The 22,974-nt window shown below is 64.6% G+C and carries 20 protein-coding genes and 1 tRNA gene; 7 read left to right on the forward strand and 14 right to left on the reverse strand.

Annotation, left to right across the window (positions count from 1 at the left end; translation table 11 throughout):
• Positions 1–202 precede the first annotated feature (202 nt).
• The 3 genes from trhA to WJ542_RS06785 all read right to left on the reverse strand — a co-directional run bounded on the left by trhA (position 203) and on the right by WJ542_RS06785 (position 3,095).
• On the reverse strand, positions 203–823 hold the full coding sequence (gene trhA, locus WJ542_RS06775; protein ID WP_411188540.1) for a PAQR family membrane homeostasis protein TrhA: 621 nt from the start codon (positions 821–823) through the stop codon (positions 203–205).
• A gap of 187 nt (positions 824–1,010) precedes the next feature.
• The gene (locus WJ542_RS06780) at positions 1,011–2,315 is read right to left on the reverse strand and encodes a c-type cytochrome (RefSeq protein ID WP_411188541.1); all 1,305 of its coding nucleotides are present in this window, start codon (positions 2,313–2,315) and stop codon (positions 1,011–1,013) included.
• A 21-nt stretch (positions 2,316–2,336) separates the two neighbouring features.
• Positions 2,337–3,095: a c-type cytochrome gene (locus WJ542_RS06785; RefSeq protein WP_411188542.1), complete on the reverse strand. Its 759-nt coding sequence runs from the start codon at positions 3,093–3,095 to the stop codon at positions 2,337–2,339.
• A gap of 554 nt (positions 3,096–3,649) precedes the next feature.
• Between WJ542_RS06785 and WJ542_RS06790 the strand changes: the two genes are divergently transcribed.
• The gene (locus tag WJ542_RS06790) at positions 3,650–4,576 is read left to right on the forward strand and encodes a CopD family protein (protein WP_411188543.1); all 927 of its coding nucleotides are present in this window, start codon (positions 3,650–3,652) and stop codon (positions 4,574–4,576) included.
• A gap of 33 nt (positions 4,577–4,609) precedes the next feature.
• Here the strand turns inward: WJ542_RS06790 and WJ542_RS06795 are convergent, their stop codons facing one another.
• The gene (locus WJ542_RS06795) at positions 4,610–4,909 is read right to left on the reverse strand and encodes a hypothetical protein (RefSeq protein WP_411188544.1); all 300 of its coding nucleotides are present in this window, start codon (positions 4,907–4,909) and stop codon (positions 4,610–4,612) included.
• Between the two features lie 332 nt (positions 4,910–5,241).
• Positions 5,242–6,390, reverse strand: coding sequence for a galactonate dehydratase (dgoD, locus tag WJ542_RS06800; RefSeq protein ID WP_411188545.1), 1,149 nt, complete (start codon positions 6,388–6,390; stop codon positions 5,242–5,244).
• Positions 6,391–6,508: 118 nt separating this feature from the next.
• Between dgoD and WJ542_RS06805 the strand changes: the two genes are divergently transcribed.
• Both WJ542_RS06805 and WJ542_RS06810 read left to right on the forward strand, forming a co-directional pair.
• A complete protein-coding gene (locus WJ542_RS06805) occupies positions 6,509–7,201 on the forward strand; it encodes a FadR/GntR family transcriptional regulator (protein WP_411190498.1) in 693 nt (230 codons plus the stop codon).
• A gap of 563 nt (positions 7,202–7,764) precedes the next feature.
• Entirely contained in the window at positions 7,765–8,370 is a 606-nt protein-coding gene (locus WJ542_RS06810; protein ID WP_039571081.1) for a hypothetical protein, read from the forward strand.
• A 4-nt stretch (positions 8,371–8,374) separates the two neighbouring features.
• Here WJ542_RS06810 and WJ542_RS06815 read toward each other — a convergent pair whose 3' ends face one another.
• Both WJ542_RS06815 and WJ542_RS06820 read right to left on the reverse strand, forming a co-directional pair.
• Complete coding sequence (locus WJ542_RS06815; protein ID WP_175926769.1) at positions 8,375–9,508, reverse strand: DNA-methyltransferase; 1,134 nt, start codon at positions 9,506–9,508, stop codon at positions 8,375–8,377.
• A gap of 237 nt (positions 9,509–9,745) precedes the next feature.
• Complete coding sequence (locus WJ542_RS06820; protein WP_039571161.1) at positions 9,746–10,111, reverse strand: helix-turn-helix domain-containing protein; 366 nt, start codon at positions 10,109–10,111, stop codon at positions 9,746–9,748.
• 84 nt (positions 10,112–10,195) lie between these two features.
• On the opposite strand from WJ542_RS06820, the gene WJ542_RS06825 reads away from it, so the two are divergent.
• Together WJ542_RS06825 and WJ542_RS06830 are read left to right on the forward strand one after the other, a co-directional pair.
• A complete protein-coding gene (locus tag WJ542_RS06825; protein WP_111442062.1) occupies positions 10,196–10,798 on the forward strand; it encodes a hypothetical protein in 603 nt (200 codons plus the stop codon).
• Positions 10,799–10,849: 51 nt separating this feature from the next.
• Positions 10,850–11,428, forward strand: coding sequence for a hypothetical protein (locus tag WJ542_RS06830; RefSeq protein WP_111966237.1), 579 nt, complete (start codon positions 10,850–10,852; stop codon positions 11,426–11,428).
• Positions 11,429–11,580: 152 nt separating this feature from the next.
• On the opposite strand, the gene WJ542_RS06835 is transcribed toward WJ542_RS06830, so the two are convergent.
• From WJ542_RS06835 to WJ542_RS06865, 7 genes are all read right to left on the reverse strand, one after another.
• Complete coding sequence (locus WJ542_RS06835) at positions 11,581–13,032, reverse strand: hypothetical protein (RefSeq protein ID WP_134163158.1); 1,452 nt, start codon at positions 13,030–13,032, stop codon at positions 11,581–11,583.
• 127 nt (positions 13,033–13,159) lie between these two features.
• Positions 13,160–13,330, reverse strand: coding sequence for a hypothetical protein (locus WJ542_RS06840; RefSeq protein ID WP_166677920.1), 171 nt, complete (start codon positions 13,328–13,330; stop codon positions 13,160–13,162).
• A gap of 1,328 nt (positions 13,331–14,658) precedes the next feature.
• A complete protein-coding gene (locus WJ542_RS06845; protein ID WP_111442065.1) occupies positions 14,659–16,272 on the reverse strand; it encodes a site-specific integrase in 1,614 nt (537 codons plus the stop codon).
• Positions 16,273–16,363: 91 nt separating this feature from the next.
• A tRNA-Met gene (locus WJ542_RS06850) sits at positions 16,364–16,440 on the reverse strand.
• Positions 16,441–16,543: 103 nt separating this feature from the next.
• Entirely contained in the window at positions 16,544–18,202 is a 1,659-nt protein-coding gene (locus WJ542_RS06855) for an MFS transporter (protein ID WP_411188546.1), read from the reverse strand.
• Positions 18,203–18,483: 281 nt separating this feature from the next.
• A complete protein-coding gene (locus WJ542_RS06860) occupies positions 18,484–20,043 on the reverse strand; it encodes a sensor histidine kinase (protein WP_411188547.1) in 1,560 nt (519 codons plus the stop codon).
• A gap of 12 nt (positions 20,044–20,055) precedes the next feature.
• Entirely contained in the window at positions 20,056–20,805 is a 750-nt protein-coding gene (locus tag WJ542_RS06865) for a response regulator transcription factor (protein ID WP_411188548.1), read from the reverse strand.
• A gap of 206 nt (positions 20,806–21,011) precedes the next feature.
• Here WJ542_RS06865 and recA point away from each other — a divergent pair, with 206 nt between their 5' ends.
• Together recA and recX are read left to right on the forward strand one after the other, a co-directional pair.
• The gene (recA, locus tag WJ542_RS06870; protein ID WP_027794275.1) at positions 21,012–22,091 is read left to right on the forward strand and encodes a recombinase RecA; all 1,080 of its coding nucleotides are present in this window, start codon (positions 21,012–21,014) and stop codon (positions 22,089–22,091) included.
• Between the two features lie 6 nt (positions 22,092–22,097).
• Entirely contained in the window at positions 22,098–22,916 is an 819-nt protein-coding gene (gene recX / locus WJ542_RS06875; RefSeq protein WP_411188549.1) for a recombination regulator RecX, read from the forward strand.
• Positions 22,917–22,974: the final 58 nt, after the last annotated feature.

A 22,974-nucleotide genomic window follows, 5' to 3' on the forward strand; every position in this document is an offset into this window, starting at 1 on the left:
TGGCGCGAACGGCGCAGCGCGGCGCGCTTGCGCGCGGCTGCGAGGAGCCCTTGGGGCTCCGGCCTTTTCACGTTACGAAAACGGTGCGCCAGTGCGCGCGCCGTCTGGACGGCGGGTTATCGAGACCCGCCGGCTGGCGTTAAGTTGCATCGTGTGGCCGCGGACACTGCGGCGGCCATGCGATGGCTTCGCTAATGATGCGTCACGCGACGTAGCGCGCGACGCTGACGAATTGACAGACGCTCCCGGCCAGTACGAACAGATGCCAGATACCGTGTCCGTGCCGGATGCGTTCGTCGTTGACGAAAAAATAAATGCCGACGCTATAGATGATGCCGCCGGCCAGGAGCCAGGCCGTGCCCGCAGCCGCCAAGGCTTCGAGCAACGGGCGCACCGCGACTACCGCGAGCCAGCCCATGACCACATACAGGATCATCGAAACGAGGCGCGTGCGCCGGCCGAGCGTGAGTTCCTGCACGATGCCCAGAACGGCCAGTCCCCAGCTCACGCCGAACAGCGACCAGCCCCACGGCCCGCGCAACGTCACGAGCGTGAACGGAGTATAGCTGCCCGCGATCAGCAGGTAGATGGCGGAATGATCGCATTTCTGCAGAAATGCCTTCAGACGCGGACCGCGCACGCCATGATACAGCGTTGAAATCGTGTACAAGGCGCAAAGCATGGCGCCATAAACGCTGAAGCTCACGACCTTGTACGCGTCGTGATGGAGCGCCCCTATCGTCACGAGCGACACGAGGCCCGCCACCGACAACATTGCGCCCACGAGGTGAGTAATGCTGTTAAGACGCTCACCGGCGTGCATACCAACTCCTTCTTCTTCTACCTGCCCCGGCACCGCGCGCGACGCGCCGCGGGCCGGGCCCGCGAGCCTGCTGCAACCTTCCGGATCCCAATAGCGAAGGGCGCAGCCTGCGATGTTCAGCAGGCTGCGCCCCCTCAGGCAGACGCAACTATAGCAGTAACGGCTTGCGCGCGACCGCAGGCGGCGCCTAGTCGAGCGGCGCGGAGCGCAGATCGGCCACCTGTTGCGGCGACACCGGCTTGCCCTTGTTGCCCCAGGACATGCGGATGAAGGTCACGACGGCCGCGACTTCCTGGTTCGATAGCGCCTGGGCAAACGGCGGCATGCCGTAGGGCCGCGGATTGCGCTCGGTGCTCGGCGGATAGCCGCCATTGAGCACCATGCGGATCGGGTTCACGGCCGAAATCATCTGGATCGACTGGTTGTTCGCGAGCGGCGGGAAGTTCGGCGGCATGCCGAGGCCATTCTCCGCGTGACACTTTGCGCAATTGTCGTGATAGATCTTCTGGCCCTGCTGCTGCAGCTCGCCGCCGAAAGCCTCCGACGTCTCCATCTGCATCGTCTCGGGCGCTTCCTTCTTCTGCGGGATGGTCTTGAGGTACGTGGCCATCGCCTTGATGTCGTCGTCCGAGAGGTACTGCAGGCTGTTGTGGATCACGTCGGCCATCGGGCCGAACACGGCGCCGCGCTGCGAGACGCCCGTCTTCAGGAGGCTCGAGATCTCCGTGATGTCCCAGTTGCCGAGGCCGCCTTCGCTCGACGTCAGCGACGGCGCGTACCAGTTCTGCAGCGGGATCAGGCCGCCCGCGAAGGCCGCCGAGTTGACCGGCCCGCCCACCGCGTTGATCGAGGTGTGGCACATGCTGCAGTGGCCGAGGCCTTCCACCAGATAAGCGCCGCGGTTCCATTCGACCGATTGGCTCGGGTCGGGCTTGTACTCGCCCTCATGGAAGAACAGCGTGCGCCAGCCGATCAGCAGGTTGCGATTGTTGAACGGGAACTTCAGCTCGTGCGGGCGGCTTGCCACGTGCACGGGCGCCACCGAGCGCAGATAGGCGTAGATCGCGTCCGCATCGGCGCGCGTGACCTTCGTGTAGCTCGCGAACGGGAACGCCGGATAGAGCAGGCTGCCGTCTTTCGAGCGGCCCGTGTGCATGGCGCGGTAGAAGTCGTCGGCGCTCCACTTGCCGATGCCGTACTGGTCGTCGGGCGTGATGTTGGGCGTGTAGAGCGTGCCGAACGGCGTGGCCATCGGCAGGCCGCCCGCGAAGAGCTTGCCGCCGCGCACCGTGTGGCAGGCGACGCAGTCGCCGGCGCGCGCCAGGTACTCGCCGCGCTTGATGAGATCGGCATCTCCGGTCTGGTCGGCGGGCGTTGCCGCGAGGGCCGCGCCGTCGTGCAGATAGCGGCTGCCGGACCACAGCGCCGGCACGAGCACCGCGGCGGCGGCCGCGATCACGGCGGAGAGTGCGAACAGGGACTTGCGGTTCATATGGCTGTCTCCCCCGGCGCCTTATTGCGGTTCGCTGCCGCAGGCAAGCGGCGTTTTCAACGAGTTCGCCGGTGCCGGCACGGGATTCTGCGGAGCGGGCTGGGTCGAGAGCCAGCCCGCGACCGCGTTCACGTCGTCGTCGCTGAGTCGCGTGGCGATCTCGTGCATGCAGTCCGGCGTTTTGGCGTGGCGCGAACCCGAGCGCCAGGCGCCGATCTGCGCGCTGATGTAGTCCGCATGCAAGCCGACGAGCCCGGGGATCGCCGGCTCCATCCCGGTCAGTTTCGCGCCGTGGCAGGCCACGCAGGCCGGGACTTCCTTTGCCGGGTCGCCGTGCAGGACGATGTCACGTCCGCGCGCGAGCGTGCTGCTTCCCATCGTCGGCTGCGAGGGCGGCGGATAAGGCGGCCGCTGCTGCGAGAAGTACGTGGCGATCTCGTGCAGATAGTCGTCGGAGAGATAGGTGACGAGGTAGTTCATCGGAGGGTACTTGCGGCGCCCCTCGCGAAAGTTCATCAACTGGTTGTACAGGTACTCGGCCGGTTTGCCGGCGAGACGGGGGAAGTAGTCGTTGTCGGTGCCCTGGCCGTGCGTGCCGTGGCAGGCAGTGCAGCCCTGCACGCGCGCTGCGATCGTGTCGGGGGCTTTGGGCTGCGGGGTCGCCTGCGCGTGCGCGGCGGTCAGGAAGCCGGTCGTCCCGATGAGCAGTACGGCTCCCAGCGGCGCAACGAGCGGAATGAGCGGTCGGAGGATACGTCTTGGGGACACGCGTAACTCCATCTTTTATCGTGAACCTGAACCAGGCTTCGAGGAGCCCGGGTTTTAGGCTGCGCGCGATGAAAAACAGAAGACCGTGCGCGCTGCGGTGACGCAGCGATTCTATCATTGCGACCTGATAGCGACTATTTGACGCACCCGCCAGTCGGCCCTGCGACGAGGCTTCCCGATGTGTTCGCGGCAAATCGACACGCTTTCGTCGGTATCATTCTGCACCCAATGACCGATCCGTGGTGCGGGTTTGTTCACACTGCGCTTGAGGGGACCTGTCGCTGGCGGTCAGGTTCGCCTTCTCGCGACCGTCGCTGCATGCCGAGGTCTCGTCCCCGATTGAACCGATTGGCGCGGTATCTATCGAATGAGGCCCGCCTCTCGGATAGCGCCTGCGAGAGGGTCACGCCACGGCCTGACGGTTTCGCGCAGTTTTGTTTTCATGTTGTTTCCCTGCCACTGCTCTCGATGACTCTAATTGCTCTTTCCTTTTCGATGCGGCATGCCCGCAAGGCCATCGTTTCCTTGCCCGCTTCCTGCGCGGTGCGCCGGGAGGAGCGGGTCCGATGAAAGCTGACTGGCTCTGGATCGGGCAGGTCGCGATGGCCGCCCTCGTCAACGTCTCGTATGCGTTCGCGCTCGGCTCGGCGCTCTATGGCGCGTGGCTCGGCAAGGACGGCAGCAGTCCCGTCTCGCCCGCCCGCGCGGCATGGCTGCGCGCGCAACGCTCGCAGCGCGTGTCGGCTCTCGTGCTCGTGATCGCGCTTCTCATGTGGCTGCTTTACGAAAGCGCGTCGATCAGCGGCGAACCGTTGCCTTCGGCCTTCGGCGTGGTCTCGACGGTGCTCACGCAGACGCACGTGGGGCAGGCGTGGAGCGTTGCGTTCGGCGGCGCTCTGCTGCTCTTCGTGACCGTGTTCGCTGCGGGCGGTGCCCTGCGCGACGGCGTGCTATGGATTGTGCTCATCGTGATCGCGGGTGGCCGCGCCGCGCTTGGCCATGCCGCCGACGCCGGCTTTGCCTCGGCCGCGCTCGGCTTGCACACGTTGCACGTGTTGAGCGCAAGCGCGTGGAGCGGCGTGGTCATGGCCGGTGGACTCGCGGTGCTGCCGGCGCTCGGCGCCTCGACGGCGCGCGGCATGTTGATCCGCACGTCGGCGCAGGTGTCGAACGTGGCGCTCTTCGCTGTCGGGATCGTGTTGGCGACGGGCGTGTTCAACGCCCTGCGCGGCACGGGCGGTTCGTTTGCCGCGCTCACCGGAAGCTCGTGGGGCCACGTGCTGCTGCTCAAGCTGAGCCTCGTGACACTCGCGCTCGTGCTGGGCGGCTACAACCGGATCGTCGCCATGCCGGAGTTGCGCCGCTCGGCATCGACTGCCGCCGCGCACCGCTTCGTGAACGTGATCCACCTGGAAGCGATCGTCATGATCGGCGTGCTCGTGGCCGCGGCCGTGCTGGCGCGCAGCGTGCCGGGCTATGTGTTGCAGGGCTGATACGCGTGCCGGCAGACCCGGTGCGCCGCGGCCTCACTCGTAGCCGAGCCGGTGGCTGAGGATGGGCGCGAAGAAGAGGGCGATGGCGCAGCCGATAGCCTTGCCTTCGAGCCCGGCGAGAGCGAGCTCCGAAGACGGATGCGCGAGCAGGTCGAAGAGTTGCGGTGCGCACCACAGTACCGCGAAGCCGATGAAGGCGTGCTCGACCGAGAGGATGCGCCAGCCGCGCGTGCAGGCCATGGCCGCCGCGATCACGCGCAGGATCCCGAAGGCGACCAGCGCGCCGACGGCGGCCTGTTCGCGAATCAGATAGTCGGGGAGCATCGCTTCCATGGGTATCCCTGCGATTTGTAGTGGGTCTCGCAGGAGATTCAGCAAGGAGCAGGCCAGTCGTGCGGCGGACCTGTCGCGCGATGCGGCGCGGTGTGGCACGCAGGGGTAGCGGGCCTTGTGTGGCGGGCGTTTGCATGGCCCTGGCCGCGTTCTGCTTATGTGCGTAAACGACATTCGCCGCATGCGCCCGGGGGCGTCATGCGGCGAATCGTGTTCGATGCGGCCTCAAACGTTACGGCGGTGAAACGCGCCGCGTGAGTTGCGTCACGTAACGTGCATAGTGCGGCACGCGAGCCCCGGGTAGCGACTGCGTTCCCACAATGATCCGACGCTTACCACTCGGCGACGCTGCCGTCTGCGTGGCGCCACACAGGATTGCGCCAGCGGTGGCCGGTCTTTGCCATCTCGCGCACCTTCTCCTCGTTCACCTCGATGCCGAGGCCCGGTCCTTGCGGAATCGACACGAAGCCGTCTTCGTACTCGAAGACCTCGGGATTGCGGATGTAGTCGAGCAGATCGTTGCCCTTGTTGTAGTGGATGCCGAGGCTCTGCTCCTGGATGAACGCGTTGTAGCTCACGGCGTCGATCTGCAGACAGGTGGCGAGTGCGATCGGGCCGAGCGGGCAGTGCAGCGCGAGCGCGACATCGTAGGCCTCGGCCATCGCGGCGATCTTGCGGCATTCGGTGATGCCGCCGGCATGCGAGGCGTCCGGCTGGATGATATCCACGTAACCGCCCGCGAGAATGTGCTTGAAATCCCAGCGCGAGTAGAGCCGCTCGCCGAGCGCGATGGGCGTGCTCGTCTGGTTGACGATGTCGCGCAGCGCCTCCACGTTCTCCGAAAGCACGGGCTCTTCGATGAACATCAGCTTGTACGGATCGAGTTCCTTCGCGAGCACCTTGGCCATCGGCTTGTGCACGCGGCCATGGAAGTCCACGCCAATGCCCACGTTCGGGCCCACGGCCTCGCGCACGGCCGCGACATTGTCGATGACGCCTTGAACCTTGTCGAAGGTGTCGATGATCTGCAGCTCCTCCGAGCCGTTCATCTTGATCGCCTTGAAGCCGCGCTCGACCACGGCGCGCGCGTTGTTCGCGACGTCGCTCGGACGGTCGCCGCCGATCCACGAGTAGACCTTGATCTTGTCGCGCACCTGGCCGCCCAGCAGCGCGTGCACGGGCACGCCATGATGCTTGCCCTTGATGTCCCATAACGCCTGATCGACGCCCGCGATGGCGCTCATCGAAATCGGGCCGCCGCGATAGAAGCCGGCGCGGTACATGACCTGCCAGTGGTCTTCGATGAGCAGCGGATCCTTGCCGATCAGATAGTCGGCGAGCTCATGCACGGCGGCTTCGACCGTATGCGCGCGGCCTTCGACGATGGGTTCGCCCCAGCCGACGATGCCTTCATCCGTCTCGATCTTGAGAAAGAGCCAGCGGGGCGGGACGACGAAGGTTTCGAGCCTGGTGATTTTCATGGCGGGGTCTCCGGAATAGGGTGGCGGCGCGCGGAGCGGCACGTCCTGAGGAGCACATGCTAATGGATAAATCGCCTTTTAGTGCTATTAATAGTATTATTTACGAGGGCTTCCCACTATCTGGAGAACGGCGATTCAGCGCGACCTGCATGGCACGGTGGCTTTCGAACTCGGCAGTGCGATCCTGCGCGGCGATTACGTGCCGGGTGAGGTGCTGCCGCGCGAAGCCGAACTCATGGAGACCTTCGACGTCAGCCGTACCGTGCTGCGCGAGGCGCTGCGCACGCTCACCTCGAAGGGGTTCGTGGAATCGCGCCCACGCGTCGGTACGCGGGTGCGCACGCGCGATGCCTGGAACCTCCTCGATGCGGACGTGCTCGACTGGTACGCGCGCGTTGCGCCGCCGCTCGCGTTCGCGCTCAAGCTGCAGGAGATGCGCGAGATGATCGAGCCTTACGCGGCGGGGCTTGCCGCGAGCGCGCACGAGGCGGATACGCTGGCCGCGATCGGCGATGCGCATGCTGCGATGGCGAGCGCGCGCAACATGGACGAGTGGGTGCGTGCCGATCTGCGGTTTCATCTCGCGGTGCTGGCGGCGTGCCGCAACGAACTGCTGGTGCCGCTCGGCGCGTTGATTGCGCGCACGCTGGAAGGCCAGTTGCGCGTGAACGCAAAACGCGCCGATGTGTTTAATGCGGCGCTGCCTGAGCACACGACCGTGTTCGAAGCCATTGCGCGGCGTGATGGGGCTACCGCGACATCTGCGATGGCGGGGCTTTTGCGCATGACGCGGGAGCGTATCGAACGTTGACGGACGGTGGTGTGCATCGATTCTGATGCGTGCGGCGTTGCTGGTCGACTAGGTCGTTCGAAGTGCGAAGCAAGCCGGACTGAGATGTGAACGAGGCGGGTTCCGGCGGCTGAGGCGCTTGTCTGGTAAGCGTGCGCAGCGACCGCCAGACTTCCTTTTTGCCAGCGATGGCGGCGAGGTGAGGCAGCAGGACGATGCGGAAATGGAAGACACCGTAGGACGTGCGGCGCAGCCGCGACGGCAGGTGTAAAGGCATGGTGGCGAACTCACGGTGGAGACGCGTCCTGGAGACGTTTTTCACCCGCCAGAATGGGAAAACCCCTGATTTCACGAGGAAAATCAGGGGTTTCTTTGATGCTGGTGGCGAATCAGGGATACGCAGGGTGCGATCGTAAATCCTTGATCCAGCTCGCTTTTATATCGGATGGTAAATCGTGTCGCAGGTTGGAGATGCGCCAGCGGTACCACCTCACGATAAGGCTGAGGCGGAGGTTACCACGGTTTCAGGGGCCGAAACGTGTAACATCGCGGATTCCAGCCTTTCGGCCTACCGGAGACCGTTTTTGACTACAAAAGCAGAAATCGACAGGGACGCCTTCAACCCCAATCCTGATCTGCCGTTCTCGCTTCGAATCAGCGACTTTGAGCACGCGATGCAGGACATCTATGATTTTTTCTACGATGTGAACACGCTGCTGTCCGCAAAGGGGCTGCATCGGTTGGACGACATGATGCGACCGGCGGCGATGTCGGGTTTGATCTCCGACATGATCACCGCATCCTTGGCGAAGTTTTCACGTTCCCTGGTCGAAAACAAGCATTTCAACGGACATCCAGATTTGATCCTCCGGGCGCGCTACGCAAACGATGCAGTTGCGTCGGGCACTGAGGGGGTTGAGATCAAGAGCACGCGGAAGGCGGGAGGGGCCGTAGATACCCACGGTGCACGCGCGCAGTGGATGTGTGTGTTTGTCTACGAGGTGGATTCCACCACCGAGCCTGCGTCTGAGCGGCGGCCGATGCGTTTCACAGAGGTCTATCTGGCCCAGGTGGTCGAGTCTGATTTCCGTAGCAACTCGCGCGGGGCATTGGGCACCAGAACCGCGACACTGGACAAGCACGGTGTCCAGAAGTTGCGGGCCGGGTGGGTCTACAAAGTAGCGCAGTAGACGGCTAGAACAGGTCCGGCTGCGCGTTCTTTGCGGGAAGTGCTGCGAGTTTCGGTACAGCTTCGGTCGCTAGGTCGAAGAACTGTTGATCCAGTTCGACACCGCAACTGTCGTAGCCGACCGCGTTGGCGGCAGCCAGCGTTGATCCGGCCCCCATAAATGGATCCAGAACAGTGCCCTCACCGAGCGGCAGCACTGCGCGGACCACCTGGCGCATGAACGCTTGCGGTTTCAGTGAAGGGTGCGGCGCGATTTTTTTCTCGCTGGCAGGCGTTGGATGTGACTTTATCAAGTCACCAAAAGGCCGTTCTGCTGTCGGGCGGCGGAATCCTCCTGTCCCCCATTGGCGGAGATTGTCCTGGACGCGGCCGTCAAGGGGCGCGCGCAGTACCACCCAAGGCTCCCATTGCGACCGGGGCATGACAGAGACGCTGTCGAACTCGACGTGCGCGTTCTTGGGGCGATCGCCGCCTCGCATGGTCATCACTTGGCGGGCGATGTAGCCGCGTAGCTCCAGCCCGGCCTGCCCCATCGCTTCGGCCACAATGTGGGCGAGCAACGGGTTCGACGCGATGACGACATTGGCCCCAGGCACCACGACCTTTGCGATCAGGGTGCCAAAACGCTTGAAGAAGGCGTGAAGCGCTTGCCTGTCTGCTTCGTTCAATACCGTGAAGCGGGGGAGAGGCGCGCGCTGGTGGCCATCAAACGACGGAGGAATACGCCAGATTCCCCCCTTGTTGCCGGCTCGTAGTTTTGCAGTTTCTTTGGCCGTGTATTCAACCAAGCCATAGGGGGGGTCTGTTACGACCGCCTGAATGGACCGGGGTTTTTGGCTTGCGAGCCAGTCAAAGCAGTCGTCCTGGTAGAGCTTCGCCTTACCGATGGTCAGGGCCTTCCCTTCGGCTTTGGTGTGGTGTTCAAGGAGTGTTGAGCTCTGCAAGCGGTAACGTCCACGACCTACACGCTCAAACGTCTCGGGCGTATTGAGGCTGAGGTATGACCTGACCGATGAGGTCGGCACGGTTCCAACCGTTCTGGTTACCGCCGCAATAATCTCGCTTGTTGATGCGTCCCCCCCGACCATTGCGAGGTAGTCAACGATGGAATCACGGATTACGCCTGGTGCCAACGACATGAGATTTTGGTGGTGTGCGGTGTATGGCCGAGGAGCGTAGCATTTTGACGTCTAGACGTCAAACGAAGTGAGCACCTTACCCGCAGTTGGATGGCGAGGCGAAACAGCCCGCAGGGCTGCGTCTCTGGAGGAAGGGATTCCCGGTCGGCATGGCAGGCTCTGGCGGTAGGTGATGCTTTCAACCTGCAACGCCAGGGGCTGCCGTCAAATCCCGGCCTGACGGCAGTGGTGCATCGGCTATTCTGCGCCGTCCTGGAGGATCGCCGCCAGTTCGGTAGCGGTCCGTACCACCAGCGCCCGCTGCCGAACCGGCAGGCGCGCGATGGCGGCGGTCAGACTGGCGGCCTGGTCCTGCGGTCGGTCGGACACGTCGCGCAGCAGGTCCAGCAACGACACGTCCAGGGCTTCCGCCAACGTGGACAGTCGCCCCAGCGATGGCGACACGAACCCGGTTTCTAGCCGGGACACGCTTTCCTTTTCGATCCCAAGCCGTTCGGCCAGTTGGTCTTGGGTGAGGCGCAGGGCCTTCCGTCGAGCGGCCAGACGTGCGCCGACCTGCCGCGCCAGTTCCCGGTCTCGCTGCTTGGCCTGATCTTCCACCATGACACCCCACATCATTCGATGACACGAAGTGTTGTTGTCTTTCCGTCCCTATTGAATGATCCAACTTGCAACTATTGATTTATAGTGAAACTTTCAACGTGGTTTTACATCTGGGAGATCGTGAAGATGGCGCAGGCTTTGTATGACGTCGAGCAGATCGACAATGGAGCGAAACGGTTCACGGTGCGGCCGTTGCCGCTCAACGGGGCATGGGAAAAGATCCAGTTGGCCATCGCGGCCGTCATCTTGGCCGGTCTGTTCATCGGCCTGGCGAGCGCGAACGTCGTGCTGGCCGTGGTGCTGGTCGGCGGTACCGCGTTGCTTTGCGTCTCGCTGCGCAGCATGAAACTGAAAGGGGCGAATCGCGGCCGACGCCTGACGCAGTTCACGGCAGGCCCGGCGGGGATCACGCTGGACAACGGCACTGCCCTGGCGCGCGCGGACCTCGAACGCATCTATATCACGGCCCCTGCTGCCGGTGAGACCGTGGTTTATTCCGGGATCGGCTCGGGCGGCACTTACACGGGCGTCAGCAGCACCGGCGGTGTCGGGAAGGGCATCGCGGCCCGGTCGTGGCAGGTCGTAGTGCAGGCGCGGGGCGTCGAGCATTGGCTCGGCGGTGGCCTGACCCAGCCTATGGCCAGTTCCTTGTCGGTACAAGTGGAACGCGCACTGAACGGCCAGTGAGCGGTCCCGCTCATCAAGACCAACAAGCCGTATAACAAACAAGGTGTTGCCATGAACAACAAAAAACGAATTTTGATGCTCGGGACGCTGGCCGCCGCTGCCGCAGTGCTCGCCGGATGCAGCAGCGGGCCGTCGAAAGGGGACCTGAAAGACGGACTGGCGCAGTTCTTCAAGGACAAACCACAGACGGTCTGCTGGAACATCGAGAACAGCGCGGCGGTGCAGTGGCCGATCCAGATCCCGTCGGAGGGCATGACGAAAGAACAGGTCGGCATCCTGGACGGGCTGAACCGTGAGGGCATTGCGACCGTACAACTCGGACTGGTCCAGCAAGGCTTCATGAACGTCTCGGCGTTCACCATCAACCTCACGGACAAAGGGCGATCCGCTGGCGCATGGGACCCGCAGAAGGGCTTCTGCGTCGGGACGAAGACCGTCGATGAGGTGACCGAGTTCACGGTCCCGAACAAGGACAACGCCGGCATGTCCGATGTGAAGTTCACCTGGAAGATCGACGACGTACCGTCCTGGGTCGAGCGCGACAAGTTCCCGAAGTTGCCGGGGATGACCGCATCCGTGAACGATGAAGCGATGATGGCAAAAACGAACAACGGCTGGCGCGTGCAGTGATGAACCTGACCCGCCGCCGGTCGGCATGGGTGGGCAGCGCTCTGGCTCTGCCCACCCATGTCCGAGCGTGCGGGGCCGGTTCAGCGCGTCAAGGACAGGCCCCTGCGGGGTCGCTGCGCGCTCCTTGACCCGCTGCCCCGTCCGGGCGGGGTCTACCGCTTCCAGGGCAGTTTTGGCCCGCGTGGTGGCGTCAGCCCGGGCGTTGGGAGCCGGCGCGCTAGCGCTCCGAGGTTTGGAACCCGCGGGGCGGTCGCCTGGGCGGCCGTCGCGCGGGCAGCCTCGCGCACGTCGGCCTTCTGCTGGAACGTAACGGGCACGCTCCGCACCGCGCGCTCCGCCCGCGCCCCGAAGCGGCGACCGCCACGGGCGTGCGCAGCGCGCCCGTAACTCATGAGGCTGCGCGTGCTCGTGTGCCCCATGAACGTTGCCGCTCCGGCTGCCGTCTCCGGCTTGCGGATGGCTTCCCGTTTCAGTTCGCTGGCGACCGCGTGGCGAAACGAGTAGATCGACAGGCCCGAGGGCTTCAGCGCGCGGTTCAGGCTCCGGTGATCGGCGTCGGTCATCGACACCATAGCCTTGCCGCCGCGCTCACGAACGACCGCCGCAAGCCCGTTTGCGGCGGTGTTATCGACCGGTACCACCAGCGTGCGCCAGGCTTGGCCGCGTTCGGCGTTGACCTTCACGCCCTTGACCCGCGCGGCGAGGAACGGGCGGCCGCTCTGCGGATCGGCCGCCAGGGACAGTTCGATGCCGCGCTTCAGTTCGGCGGGCCGGACGCCGAACAGCGCCAGCACGGCGACCCGCTCGGCGTGGCGCTCAGCAACCTTCACGCCGTGATGCCCTGCCGTCAGCAGGGCCGCGACCGCCAGCGACGGGGCCGGGGCGATCGTGTCGCGCTTCGACTTCGACACGATCGGATCCCCGGCTTTTCGCATGGCGTCCGCCTTGTCCTTCCACGTTTTCCGGTCCGGCTGGCGAAACTGTACGTCCATCTCCACCGCCAGTTTCCAGGCTTCCAGCGTCAGGCGTTGCGCCTGTTCCAGGTGGCCGGCGCGGCGCGCGCGCTCCGATGCAGCCCGGAGCGCGCGCACGTCGGTTTCCATGCAGTAGTGCGACGCGGTCCGCAGCAGGTCGTAGTGCTGTCGTGTCCGCGCTCTGTCCAGTGCGGTGATGCCTTCGGCGCGCAGCCGTTCGTATTCGCGGCGATACTTCGCTGCGGTGGTCGATGAGACCTTGCGCTGTTCCTCGTCGCGCAGTATGTTGCGCGTCTGCTGGTCGGCGTGCAGGGTCCAGGGCTTCGTATCGCGTTCTGCAGCTTGTCGTGCGCTGGCTTCTCGATCACGCAGAACGTGCGTGATCGAGTGTCCCCAGATGGTCGCTTGGGCGTCAATCCGGGGACCGCACAGCCGGCTCTCGCCGTCTGTGCTCGGATCGCTGCTCTCGCATCGATCCGGCGCGTGTTTGCTCCCGCAACCACGCGCGCGGTCTTCGCTGACGCTACGACCTGTGAAACCGGGAAGCTTCCTTCCCGATTTCACCTCATTGTTGGACGGTTCAAACCCGTCCAACAATGAGAACGGCGTGGGTTTTGCGCTGCGGGGCATGTTTCGGGCCTGCTGATCGGCGTGGCTACCTCTCCAGGATGGCAGGTCCGCGCGATTCCACAACCCGGCCCCGTTCCGGGGCCGCCCGTGGCGGGCTGGTCGGTGGGCTGGTTTTACGGCGCGTGCGTTACTGATTGACCGTCAACCCCCATCGCTCGATGGCGACCCGTACCGCCTGGTCCGCGATCATTCCGGCCGAGATTGGCTCGACCCGGTGCAAGGCGGCAATGTAGGCCCGAAACCATAGGTCCAGAAGATCCGGGAAGGTGGTACCGCTGGGCGCGTCGGTGGTCGGCATGGCTGGCTCCGGTGGTGGTCCAGCCATCCAAGCAGTCGGCAAAGAAAAAGCAAGGCCCCCTGTTTGACAGGGGGCCGTGGTCTGCTACCGTGGGGCTGCGGTTCCGCGATGTTGGAAGCATCGGGAACTGGATTGAGTAGTGACAGCGACGAAACTACGCACCCAAACTTCGGCCCCGCAGCACCATCCTAGCGAACCCGAAGCCCAGGTCAAGTTCTGCCACTCAACCATCCAGCCCCGACCGCCCGACAGCGCAGAACCGCCGGAGATCGTGCAAGGACGCCGGGTAACCAATCCCGGGCTTGTCGAGTGGTACCGGCCTCGCCCATCATTGGATCAGCGACACCCGGAGACTGGCATCTTGAACCGCACATCATGCGTGCGATCCGGCCCAGCAATGCTTCGTCCCACTGGGGCGCGGGGAGTGCTCAATCTGGCCCCGCTCGTGTGTCCCTGACGGCTCGGCGTTGCAACGGGTAAGGCGTGATGAGCGGGGAAGTGCCCGGCGACGGCCGGGCCACGGTGCACAACGCCAACAGAGAGGCGCCACCTTCGCGGTGGTGGACAGACCTGGCACCGGCGATGATCGAATCGTGAACTGTCCGTAGTTGGGGAGCGCATCTATCCCAGCCCCGGTAAATGGCACCGTTCAGCAGCATCGAACGGGACGGCCTAAGCGGGTAAGCCCTTCCATGCATGTCGCATATCTTGCGGCGCGCAGGGGAGAGGCTTTCCCGGCTTAGGCCGGGGCGCAGCCCCGGGCTTTGCCGGGACCAGGGGAGCGAAGCAAGGCAAAACCGTACCAATCCCTCGCATGGGCCACCATCAGAGGGCACAGGCGAATGCAACCCGAAGGGTTACAGGCCGAAGGCTCCCCGAAGGGGCACGCGGCCACCATGCCAAGGCACGTCCCCCCCGAAGCACTCCCCGCAGGCGCGCGACAGCGCGCGGCAGAACCCAGAACGGAAAAACGGGCGCGCGGTCGGTTATCCGGCCACGTTCGACGGCCTCATGTGATATTGCAATCGATGCCGAAGCGGTGTAGAAAGTGAGGTGGAACGGCCCACCTGCTGTCACAGGCGGGCCGTTCACCGGTCAGAAGACCGGTGGCGACCACGCCAACATGGCGATCACGGTGATGATCATCACGAGGACGCGGACGCACTGGGACAGCTTCTTGGTCGGAGCCATTGGCTGGACCCTCCACCTCAACGGGTGCTTACCCCGCTGGGCGGATGCTTCGCAGGAAGCACCCGACCCCATTGTACCGAACGCCCTCCTTGGAGGGCGTTTGTTTTAGGGGCTTATGAAAAACGGGCGCGTGCCGCTCAACCGCGTGCGGGACGCGGTTTCCGCGTGGTCTGCAGCGCAATCGTCAGAAACTTGGAGAGCCGTTCCGACAGATCGGCGGACAAGGCTTCGGGATTCACCTCGTCGAACTGCAACAGGTCAAGCGTCTGCTTCGCCAGGAACTCGTCCCCGAACTGACCGGCGTAGTCGCGGTCATGAACATCGCGCGGGGCATGGCCGACCAGTTCCATGCGGGCATCCTTGGCAACGCCAGCTCCCTTCAAGCGCCGGATCAACGTGGTTCGGAACGACGGGAAGGCGTGCCGTCGGCTGTCCTTGATCCCCAACGTCGTCAGGTAGTCCCCAAAGCGCCGCGACGGGTTCTTGGTGTGTTTGCCTTTGGCATCGCGCGGCAGGTGCGGGAAGAGCCGTACCGCGCCACGGTCGCCCAGTTCCAGGGCGTAGGCGATCAGGCCCAACCGGATCAGATCGGGATGGATCGGGGCGGACCGGATGCTGCTGATCGTCTTCACCCGCGTTTCCGTCTCGTCGTCCCCGGTGTGGTCCGGCTGGATGTCGAGGAACCAGCGCCCGGCATCGCCCTGGCGGATGTCCTGCACGCGGGCCTGGGCCAGTTCGTTCATGCGTGCCCCGGTGTAGAGGCCCAGCAGCGGCAGGAAGAAGTCCTCCGGGTTCTGGGCGAAGGCGAGGAACCGGGCGGGCTCGAAGATTTGCCGAAGCGCATCCGGCGGGAACGGCAGGTAGCCTCGCCCGGCGTTGCTTTTGAGGCGTTGGGTTTTCGACATCTTGACCTGGCCGACCGTGGGGTTCTCGCCCTTGAACTGCCGGGCCTCAATCGCCCAGGTGAAAAACCCGCTCAGGATCAGCCGCTGTTGCCGCCGGGTTTGGTCGCTGATGACGTCTGACGGACGCTCGTTCCGGGCCTGGGCCTTGGCGACGAAATGACGGGCTTCCTGGCCTTGAAAATCCCTGTCCCGGCGCTTCTCGTAGTTCTTCGGCAGCCATTGCAGGAACTCGAAGTAGCCCCGCATGAAGTCCCAGGTGCACATGCCGATCGGGGTCTCGTCGCCGGCCCAACGGAGGAACGTTGCCAGTCCGTTCGTGTAGTCCTTCATGCTCGCGGGCGAGATCTCCCCCTGCTTGCTGTCGAGGTACAGCCGCACGCATTCGGACAGGCGCTTGGTCTTGGTGGCCGCGCGCATGGCGGCCAACTCGTCCAGGTCCGCTAGTTCCTTGTCCGTGGGTTCGGCGGGCGGGAGGGTGAACGGGGCAATCAGGTCTTTCAAGACGGCCTGATCGCGCTGCAAGGTCTCCGGCGTCGTGTCGTCCAGTTCGATCCGTTCCGCCCGGAACTGCCCTTGCGTGACTTGCAGCCCGTGGATCGTCAGTTGTTGGATGTCGTCGGGTGAGAGGGCCAGCAGATCGGCCAGGGCGGGTTTCTTGAGCATCGCAAAGCGGGCGTTGAGCAGGTAGGCCAGCAGTTTAGCGCGCTCGGGATCGCGGGTGCGCAGGGACCGCCAGACCTCTTTCTTGCCGGCAACGGCGGCGAGGTGCGGGGGCAGGACGATGCGGAAGTGGAAGACGCCGTAGGCGGTACGGCGCAGATGCGACGGCAGGAAGGGCGTCAGCATGGTGGCGAACTCTCGATGGAGACGCACCCCGAGATGTTTTGCCACACGCCAGAATGAGAAAAGGCCTTGCAAAGCAAGGCCTTTTCGTATTTGGTGGCGAATCAGGGATTCGAACCCCGGACCTGCGGATTATGATTCCGTCGCTCTAACCGACTGAGCTAATTCGCCGAAGAAGATAATTATGCAGAGCCCTCCGGGCACTGTCAACCCCTGCCCAATAACTTTTTCGCGAAGGCGATCCGGCCAGCCAGCCCGAATCGCCTCGCGCGCCTCAATCCTCCGCGTAAATATTCGAGTCCTTGGTTTCCTTGAGGAACAGCATCCCGATCACGAAGGTTCCCAGTGCGATGATGATCGGATACCACAGCCCGGAGTAAATATCGCCCTTGGCCGCCACGATCGCGAACGCGGTAGCGGGCAGGAACCCGCCAAACCACCCATTGCCAATGTGATACGGCAACGACATCGAGGTGTAGCGAATCCGCGTGGGAAACATCTCCACCAGCATCGCCGCGATCGGCCCGTACACCATCGTCACGAAGATCACGAGGATCGCCAGGATCACCACGGTCATCGGCCAGTTCAACTGCGACGGGTCCGCCTTGGCCGGATAGCCTGCCGCCTTCAACGTGCCCGAAAGCGTCTTCTCGAACGCCGCGCCTTTTTCCTTGGCGTCTTCCGCCTTGCCGTTATAGGTGTCGATCACGGTGTCGCCCACCTTGATCTGCGCCATCGTGCCCGCCGGCGCCGCCACGTTCGAGTAGTTCAGGCCCGCTTTCGACAGCGCGCTCTTGGCGATGTCGCACGAGGACGTGAACTTCGACGTGCCCACCGGATTGAACTGGAACGAGCACTCGTCCGGGTTCGCGATCACGACGATCGGCGCGCGCTGCGTCGCGGCTTCGAGTGCGGGGTTCGCGAAGTGCGTGAGCGCCTTGAAGAGCGGGAAGTAGGCGAGCGCGGCGATCAGGCAGCCGGCCATGATGATGGGCTTGCGGCCGATCTTGTCCGAGAGCGAGCCGAAGAACAGGAAGAACGGCGTGCCGATCAGGAGTGCCAGCGCGATCAGGATGTTGGCGCTTGCGCCGTCCACCTTGAGCGTCTGCGTGAGGAAGAAGAGCGTGTAGAACTGGCCCGTGTACCAGACCACGGCCTGGCCGGCGGTCAGGCCGATCAGGGCGAGAATCACGATCTTCAGGTTTTTCCACTGGCCGAATGCTTCGGTGAGCGGCGCCTTCGACACCTTGCCCTCGGCCTTGATGCGCTTGAACGCCGGCGATTCGTCGAGTTGCAGGCGGATCCAGACGGAGACGGCGAGCAGCAGGATCGACGCGACGAACGGAATGCGCCATGCCCATGCGGCGAACTGTTCTTCGCCCACGGACTGGCGCACGCCCAGGATCACGAGCAGCGAGAGGAACAGGCCGAGCGTCGCGGTGGTCTGGATCCACGAGGTGTAGAAGCCGCGGCGTCCGGGCGGCGCGTGCTCGGCCACGTAGGTCGCGGCGCCGCCGTATTCGCCGCCGAGCGCGAGGCCCTGCAGGAGGCGCATGGCGATGAAGATCACGGGCGAGGCGATGCCGATCGCGGCATAGCCGGGCAGGAAGCCGACCACGAAGGTGGAGAGACCCATGATCACGATGGTCACGAGGAACGTGTGCTTGCGGCCGACGAGGTCGCCGAGCCGCCCGAACACGATGGCGCCGAACGGGCGTACCGCGAAGCCGGCCGCGAAGCCGAGCAGGGTGAAGATGAAGCCCGCGGTGGGATTGACGCCGGAAAAGAAGCTCTTGCTGATGAAGGCCGCGAGCGAGCCGGCCAGATAGAAGTCATACCACTCGAACACGGTGCCGAGCGACGACGCGAAGATCACGCGTTTTTCGTCGTTTGTCATCGGCGCGTGCGATAGCTGTCCGCCTACGGTTGCCATGTATGTCTCCAGTTTTGATATGCGTGGGGTCCGTCGGGCGAGGGGCATGCGGTCCCGGCAGTCCTGCGAAGCATTATTGGAATGGAAACTTACTGGGTTCTGACGTACGTTCAGGCTACGGGTAAGCGTGGGGTGAATGGGGCTCAATCACCAAAGATCGCGCAATATACGGATATTTGATCAATATTTATCGCTATCGTCGGCCAACATCATAATTCGGCAGGTGTCGATTCAAGATGGATAAGGGTAAGTCCCATCCTGAATTTCCTGACGCCGCGGGCTTATCCGGCGTCGCGAAGCCGCAGCGTCACGCGCACGAGCGTTCCCGCAAGCCGCGGCGACTGCTGGTAGACGTTGTCGTCGATGGCGAGGGTGCCGCCGTGCATCGTCGCGATTTCGCGGACGATGGCGAGGCCGAGCCCGCTGCCGTCGCCCTCGCGGCCGAGGATCCGGTAGAAGCGTTCGATTACGCGTTCGCGTTCGGCGGCCGGAATGCCGAGGCCCGTATCCTCGACTTCCAGGTGCACGAGACGCGCATCCGGCTCCGGGCGCACGCGCACGGTGATCCGTCCGCCCGGCGGCGTGTAGCGGATGGCGTTGTCGATGAGGTTCGAAAGCATTTCGCGCAGCATCACCGGGTTGCCGTCGACTTCCAGCGCCGCGCTGTCCTCTTCGTCGCCGCCGCCGCGCGGTCCTTCGTAGCCAAGATCCATCCGCTTCGCGAGGGCCGGCTGGACCCAGTCGCGCACGGCGTGACGCGCGACTTCGGCCGCGTCGACGGGCGTGAAGATCTGTCCCGAGATGCGGTTCTCCGCGCGCGCAAGCACCAGCAGTTGCGTGACGAGCCGTGCGGCATGTTCGGAACTGGTCGCGATCTGCTCGAGCGAGCGATGGACCTCGGGCGAGACGTCCTGGCGCAGCGCCAGTTCGGCCTGGGTTCGCAGGCCCGCGAGCGGGGTCTTCATCTGATGGGCCGCATCGGCGATAAAGCGCTTCTGCAGTTCCATGTTCTGTTCGAGGCGCGTCAGCAGATCGTTGAACGACGTGACGAGCGGCTCGATCTCGGGCGGCGCGCGGCGCGCCTCCAGCGGCGAGAGGTCGTCGGGCCGGCGCATGCGGATATTCGACTGCAGCGCGTGCAGCGGTGCGAGCCCTCGCGAGAGCCCGAACCACACGAGCACGATCGCGAGCGGCAGGATCACGAACTGCGGCAGGATCACGCCCTTGATGATGTCGTTGGCGAGCTGGCGGCGTTTGTCGAGTGTCTCCGCCACCTGGACGAGCACCGGTTGCGCTCTGCCCGACTGCGGCAGCGCCACCGTCGTGTAGGCGACGCGAATGTCGATGCCGTGCAGCGTGTCGTCGCGGAATTCGACGAGACCCGGCGGCGGCCGGTCGTCCTCGTGCGGCAACGGCATGTCGCGGTCCCCGGCGACGAGTTCGCCGCGGCCGCCCAGCACCTGATAGAACGTGCGGTCGATGTTGTCGGCGCCGATTAGCTCGCTCGCCGCGGCGGGTAGCGACAGTTCGGCCACGCCGTTGACGGGCTGGATATGGCGCGCGAGTACATAGGCGTCGGTTTCGAGCGCGCGGTCGAAGGGCCCGTTCGCGATCGACTTCGCGACCAGATAGGTCACGGCGATGCTCATCGGCCAGAGCAGCAGGAGCGGCGCGAGCATCCAGTCGAGGATCTCGCCGAAGAGCGAGCGAGGCCGCGTCTGGGCGGCGGCCTCGGTTTCGTCGGGCGGGGCGAACGGGTTCGCGTAGCGGGCGTCGCGCGCGCTGTCGTCGAGGGTGTCGGCTGGCGGCGCGGAGCGCGTGGCGTGGGCGGGCTCAGCCATCTTCCCGCCCGGCTATTTGAAGTAGTGGCTGGCCGGCATGGCCGGCGGCGCGTTCGTCCCGGCGGCCGGGGTGGCCGCGGTGCCGTTCGGCGTGCCCTGTTCCTTCTCGAGGCAATAGCCCAGCCCGCGCACGGTCACGATGCGCACGCCGCCCGCTTCGACCTTCTTGCGCAGCCTGTGCACATAGACCTCGATGGCGTTGTTGCTGACCTCCTCCCCCCATTCGCAGAGATGATCGACGAGCTGTTCCTTGGAGACCAGCCGCCCTGGCCGCTGCAGCAGCACTTCGAGGAGACCCAGTTCGCGCGCCGAAAGATCGATCACCTGGTCGTTGATGCGCGCCACGCGGCCGACCTGGTCGAAGGAGAGCGCGCCGTGGCGCACGACCGTCGGGCCGCCGCCCGCGCCGCGCCGCGTGAGCGCACGCACGCGCGCCTCCAGCTCATTGAGCGCGAAAGGCTTGGCCATATAGTCGTCGGCGCCGAGGTCGAGGCCCTTGACGCGCTCGTCCACGCTGTCGGCGGCGGTGAGGATCAGTACCGGAAGGTTCGAGTTGCGCGCGCGCAGGCGGCGCAGCACTTCGAGGCCCGGCATTTTCGGCAGGCCGAGATCGAGGATCAGCAGGTCGAAGGTTTGCATGGAGAGCGCGGTGTCGGCGTCCGCGCCGCTCTTCACGTGATCAACGGCATAGCCCGATTGGCGGAGTGATCGAACGAGACCATCCGCGAGTATGCTGTCGTCTTCGGCAATGAGAATTCGCATGGTGCGCCGGCGCCTTCGCCAGGTCTCCAGGCCCGCGCCGGGCTTGCGCGGCGCGTGGCGGTCTCCCGAAATTTCGCGGTTTTGGCAAGCTTGGGGCTTGCTAAAACCACTGTTTTTTTATACAGTGTCTGCGTTCGTGCGCGTAAGCCAACCAGGGGGCTCGCGCATCGTCACGAGACGCCGTTCATCATAGCAAAGGACGATTCATGGAAGATAGCAAGAAAGGCTCGGCTGGGCTGACTGCTGAAAAGAGCAAGGCGCTGGCCGCCGCGCTCGCGCAGATCGAAAAGCAGTTCGGCAAGGGGTCGATCATGCGACTCGGCGATGGTGAGGCAGTCGAGAACATCCAGGTGGTCTCCACCGGTTCGCTCGGCCTCGACATCGCGCTCGGCGTGGGTGGCCTGCCGCGCGGCCGCGTGGTCGAGATCTACGGTCCGGAATCGTCGGGTAAAACCACGCTCACGCTCCAGGTGATCGCCGAACTGCAGAAGATCGGCGGCACGGCGGCGTTCATCGACGCGGAACACGCGCTCGACGTGCAGTACGCCTCGAAGCTCGGCGTGAACGTGCCGGAGCTGCTCATTTCGCAGCCTGACACGGGCGAGCAGGCGCTCGAAATTGCCGACGCGCTCGTGCGCTCGGGCTCGATCGACATGATCGTGATCGACTCGGTCGCGGCGCTCGTGCCGAAGGCCGAAATCGAAGGCGAAATGGGCGACTCGCTGCCGGGTCTGCAGGCCCGCCTGATGTCGCAGGCGCTGCGCAAGCTTACCGGCACGATCAAGAAGACGAACTGCATGGTGATCTTCATCAACCAGATTCGCATGAAGATCGGCGTGATGTTCGGCAACCCGGAAACCACCACGGGCGGCAACGCGCTCAAGTTCTACGCGTCGGTGCGTCTGGACATTCGCCGCATTGGCTCGATCAAGAAGAACGACGAAGTGATCGGCAGCGAAACGCGCGTGAAGGTCGTGAAGAACAAGGTTTCGCCGCCGTTCCGCGAGGCCGTGTTCGACATCCTCTACGGCGAAGGCATCTCGCGTCAGGGCGAAATCATCGACCTCGGCGTGCAGGCCAAGATCGTCGACAAGGCAGGTGCGTGGTACAGCTATAACGGCGAGCGCATCGGCCAGGGCAAGGACAACGCGCGCGAATTCCTGCGCGAAAATGCGGACATCGCGCGCGAGATCGAAAACCGCATCCGCGAGTCGCTCGGCGTGAGCGCGATGCCCGCCGGCGTCAACGATTCCGACGAAGTCGAAATCGCGGACGAAGAAGAGTAATCCGTCGTGATCCGCAAGGGCCGGTCCGCATCGGCGCCACCGGCGCCAACCGAAGCGGGTCGCCCGCGGGATCCGCGCGCGCCTGGCGGTCCGCACGAGCCTTTCGAGCAGGTTGGCGCGCCCGGCGGTCCGATCGACGCCCAGTTTGGCGGACCTTTCGGCGCCGCTTTCGATGAGTTCGAGTCGTCGTTCGGGGCCTTCGAATCGGCCGACGATGCGCCGCAGGCAGACCGCTTCGAACGCACGTCGAGCGCACGCGCCGCTCGTTCGGCCGCGAGGGGCGGCGAGCCTGCCGCCCCTGCTACTCCTGGCACCAGGTTCGAACGCACCTCCGAATCCCGCAAGGAACGCGCGCCTGCCGCATCCCAGCGCCCTGGCCCCTCTCTCAAGGGCCGCGCGCTCGCTTACCTCTCACGCCGCGAGTACAGCCGGGCGGAACTCTCGCGCAAGCTGATGCCGTACACGGACAACGCCGACGAACTCGAGGCCCTGCTCGATTCGCTCGTCCGCGAGGCCTGGCTCTCCGACGCGCGCTTTGCCGAAAGCATCATCCATCGTCGCGCCGCCCGTCTTGGCGCTACGCGCATCGTCGGCGAACTCAAGCGCCACGCCGTCGGCGACACGCTTATCGAAGAGGTGAGCGCGCAGTTGCGCGAGACCGAGCTTGTCCGCGCCCGCGCTGTCTGGCAAAAGAAGTACGGCACGCTGCCCGAGACGCCCGCCGAACGCGCGCGACAAGCTCGCTTTCTCGCTGCGCGCGGTTTTTCGATGGCGATCATCGGCAAGATCCTGAAAGGCATCGAGGACGACGGGTTCGAAAATTGAGACTGCAAGGATCCCGTAAGTCCCTGAGCGGGCTGTATGTTCGGGGCAGTGTCAAATA

Source organism: Paraburkholderia yinzeri (genome assembly GCF_046581065.1).
GTDB lineage: Bacteria > Pseudomonadota > Gammaproteobacteria > Burkholderiales > Burkholderiaceae > Paraburkholderia.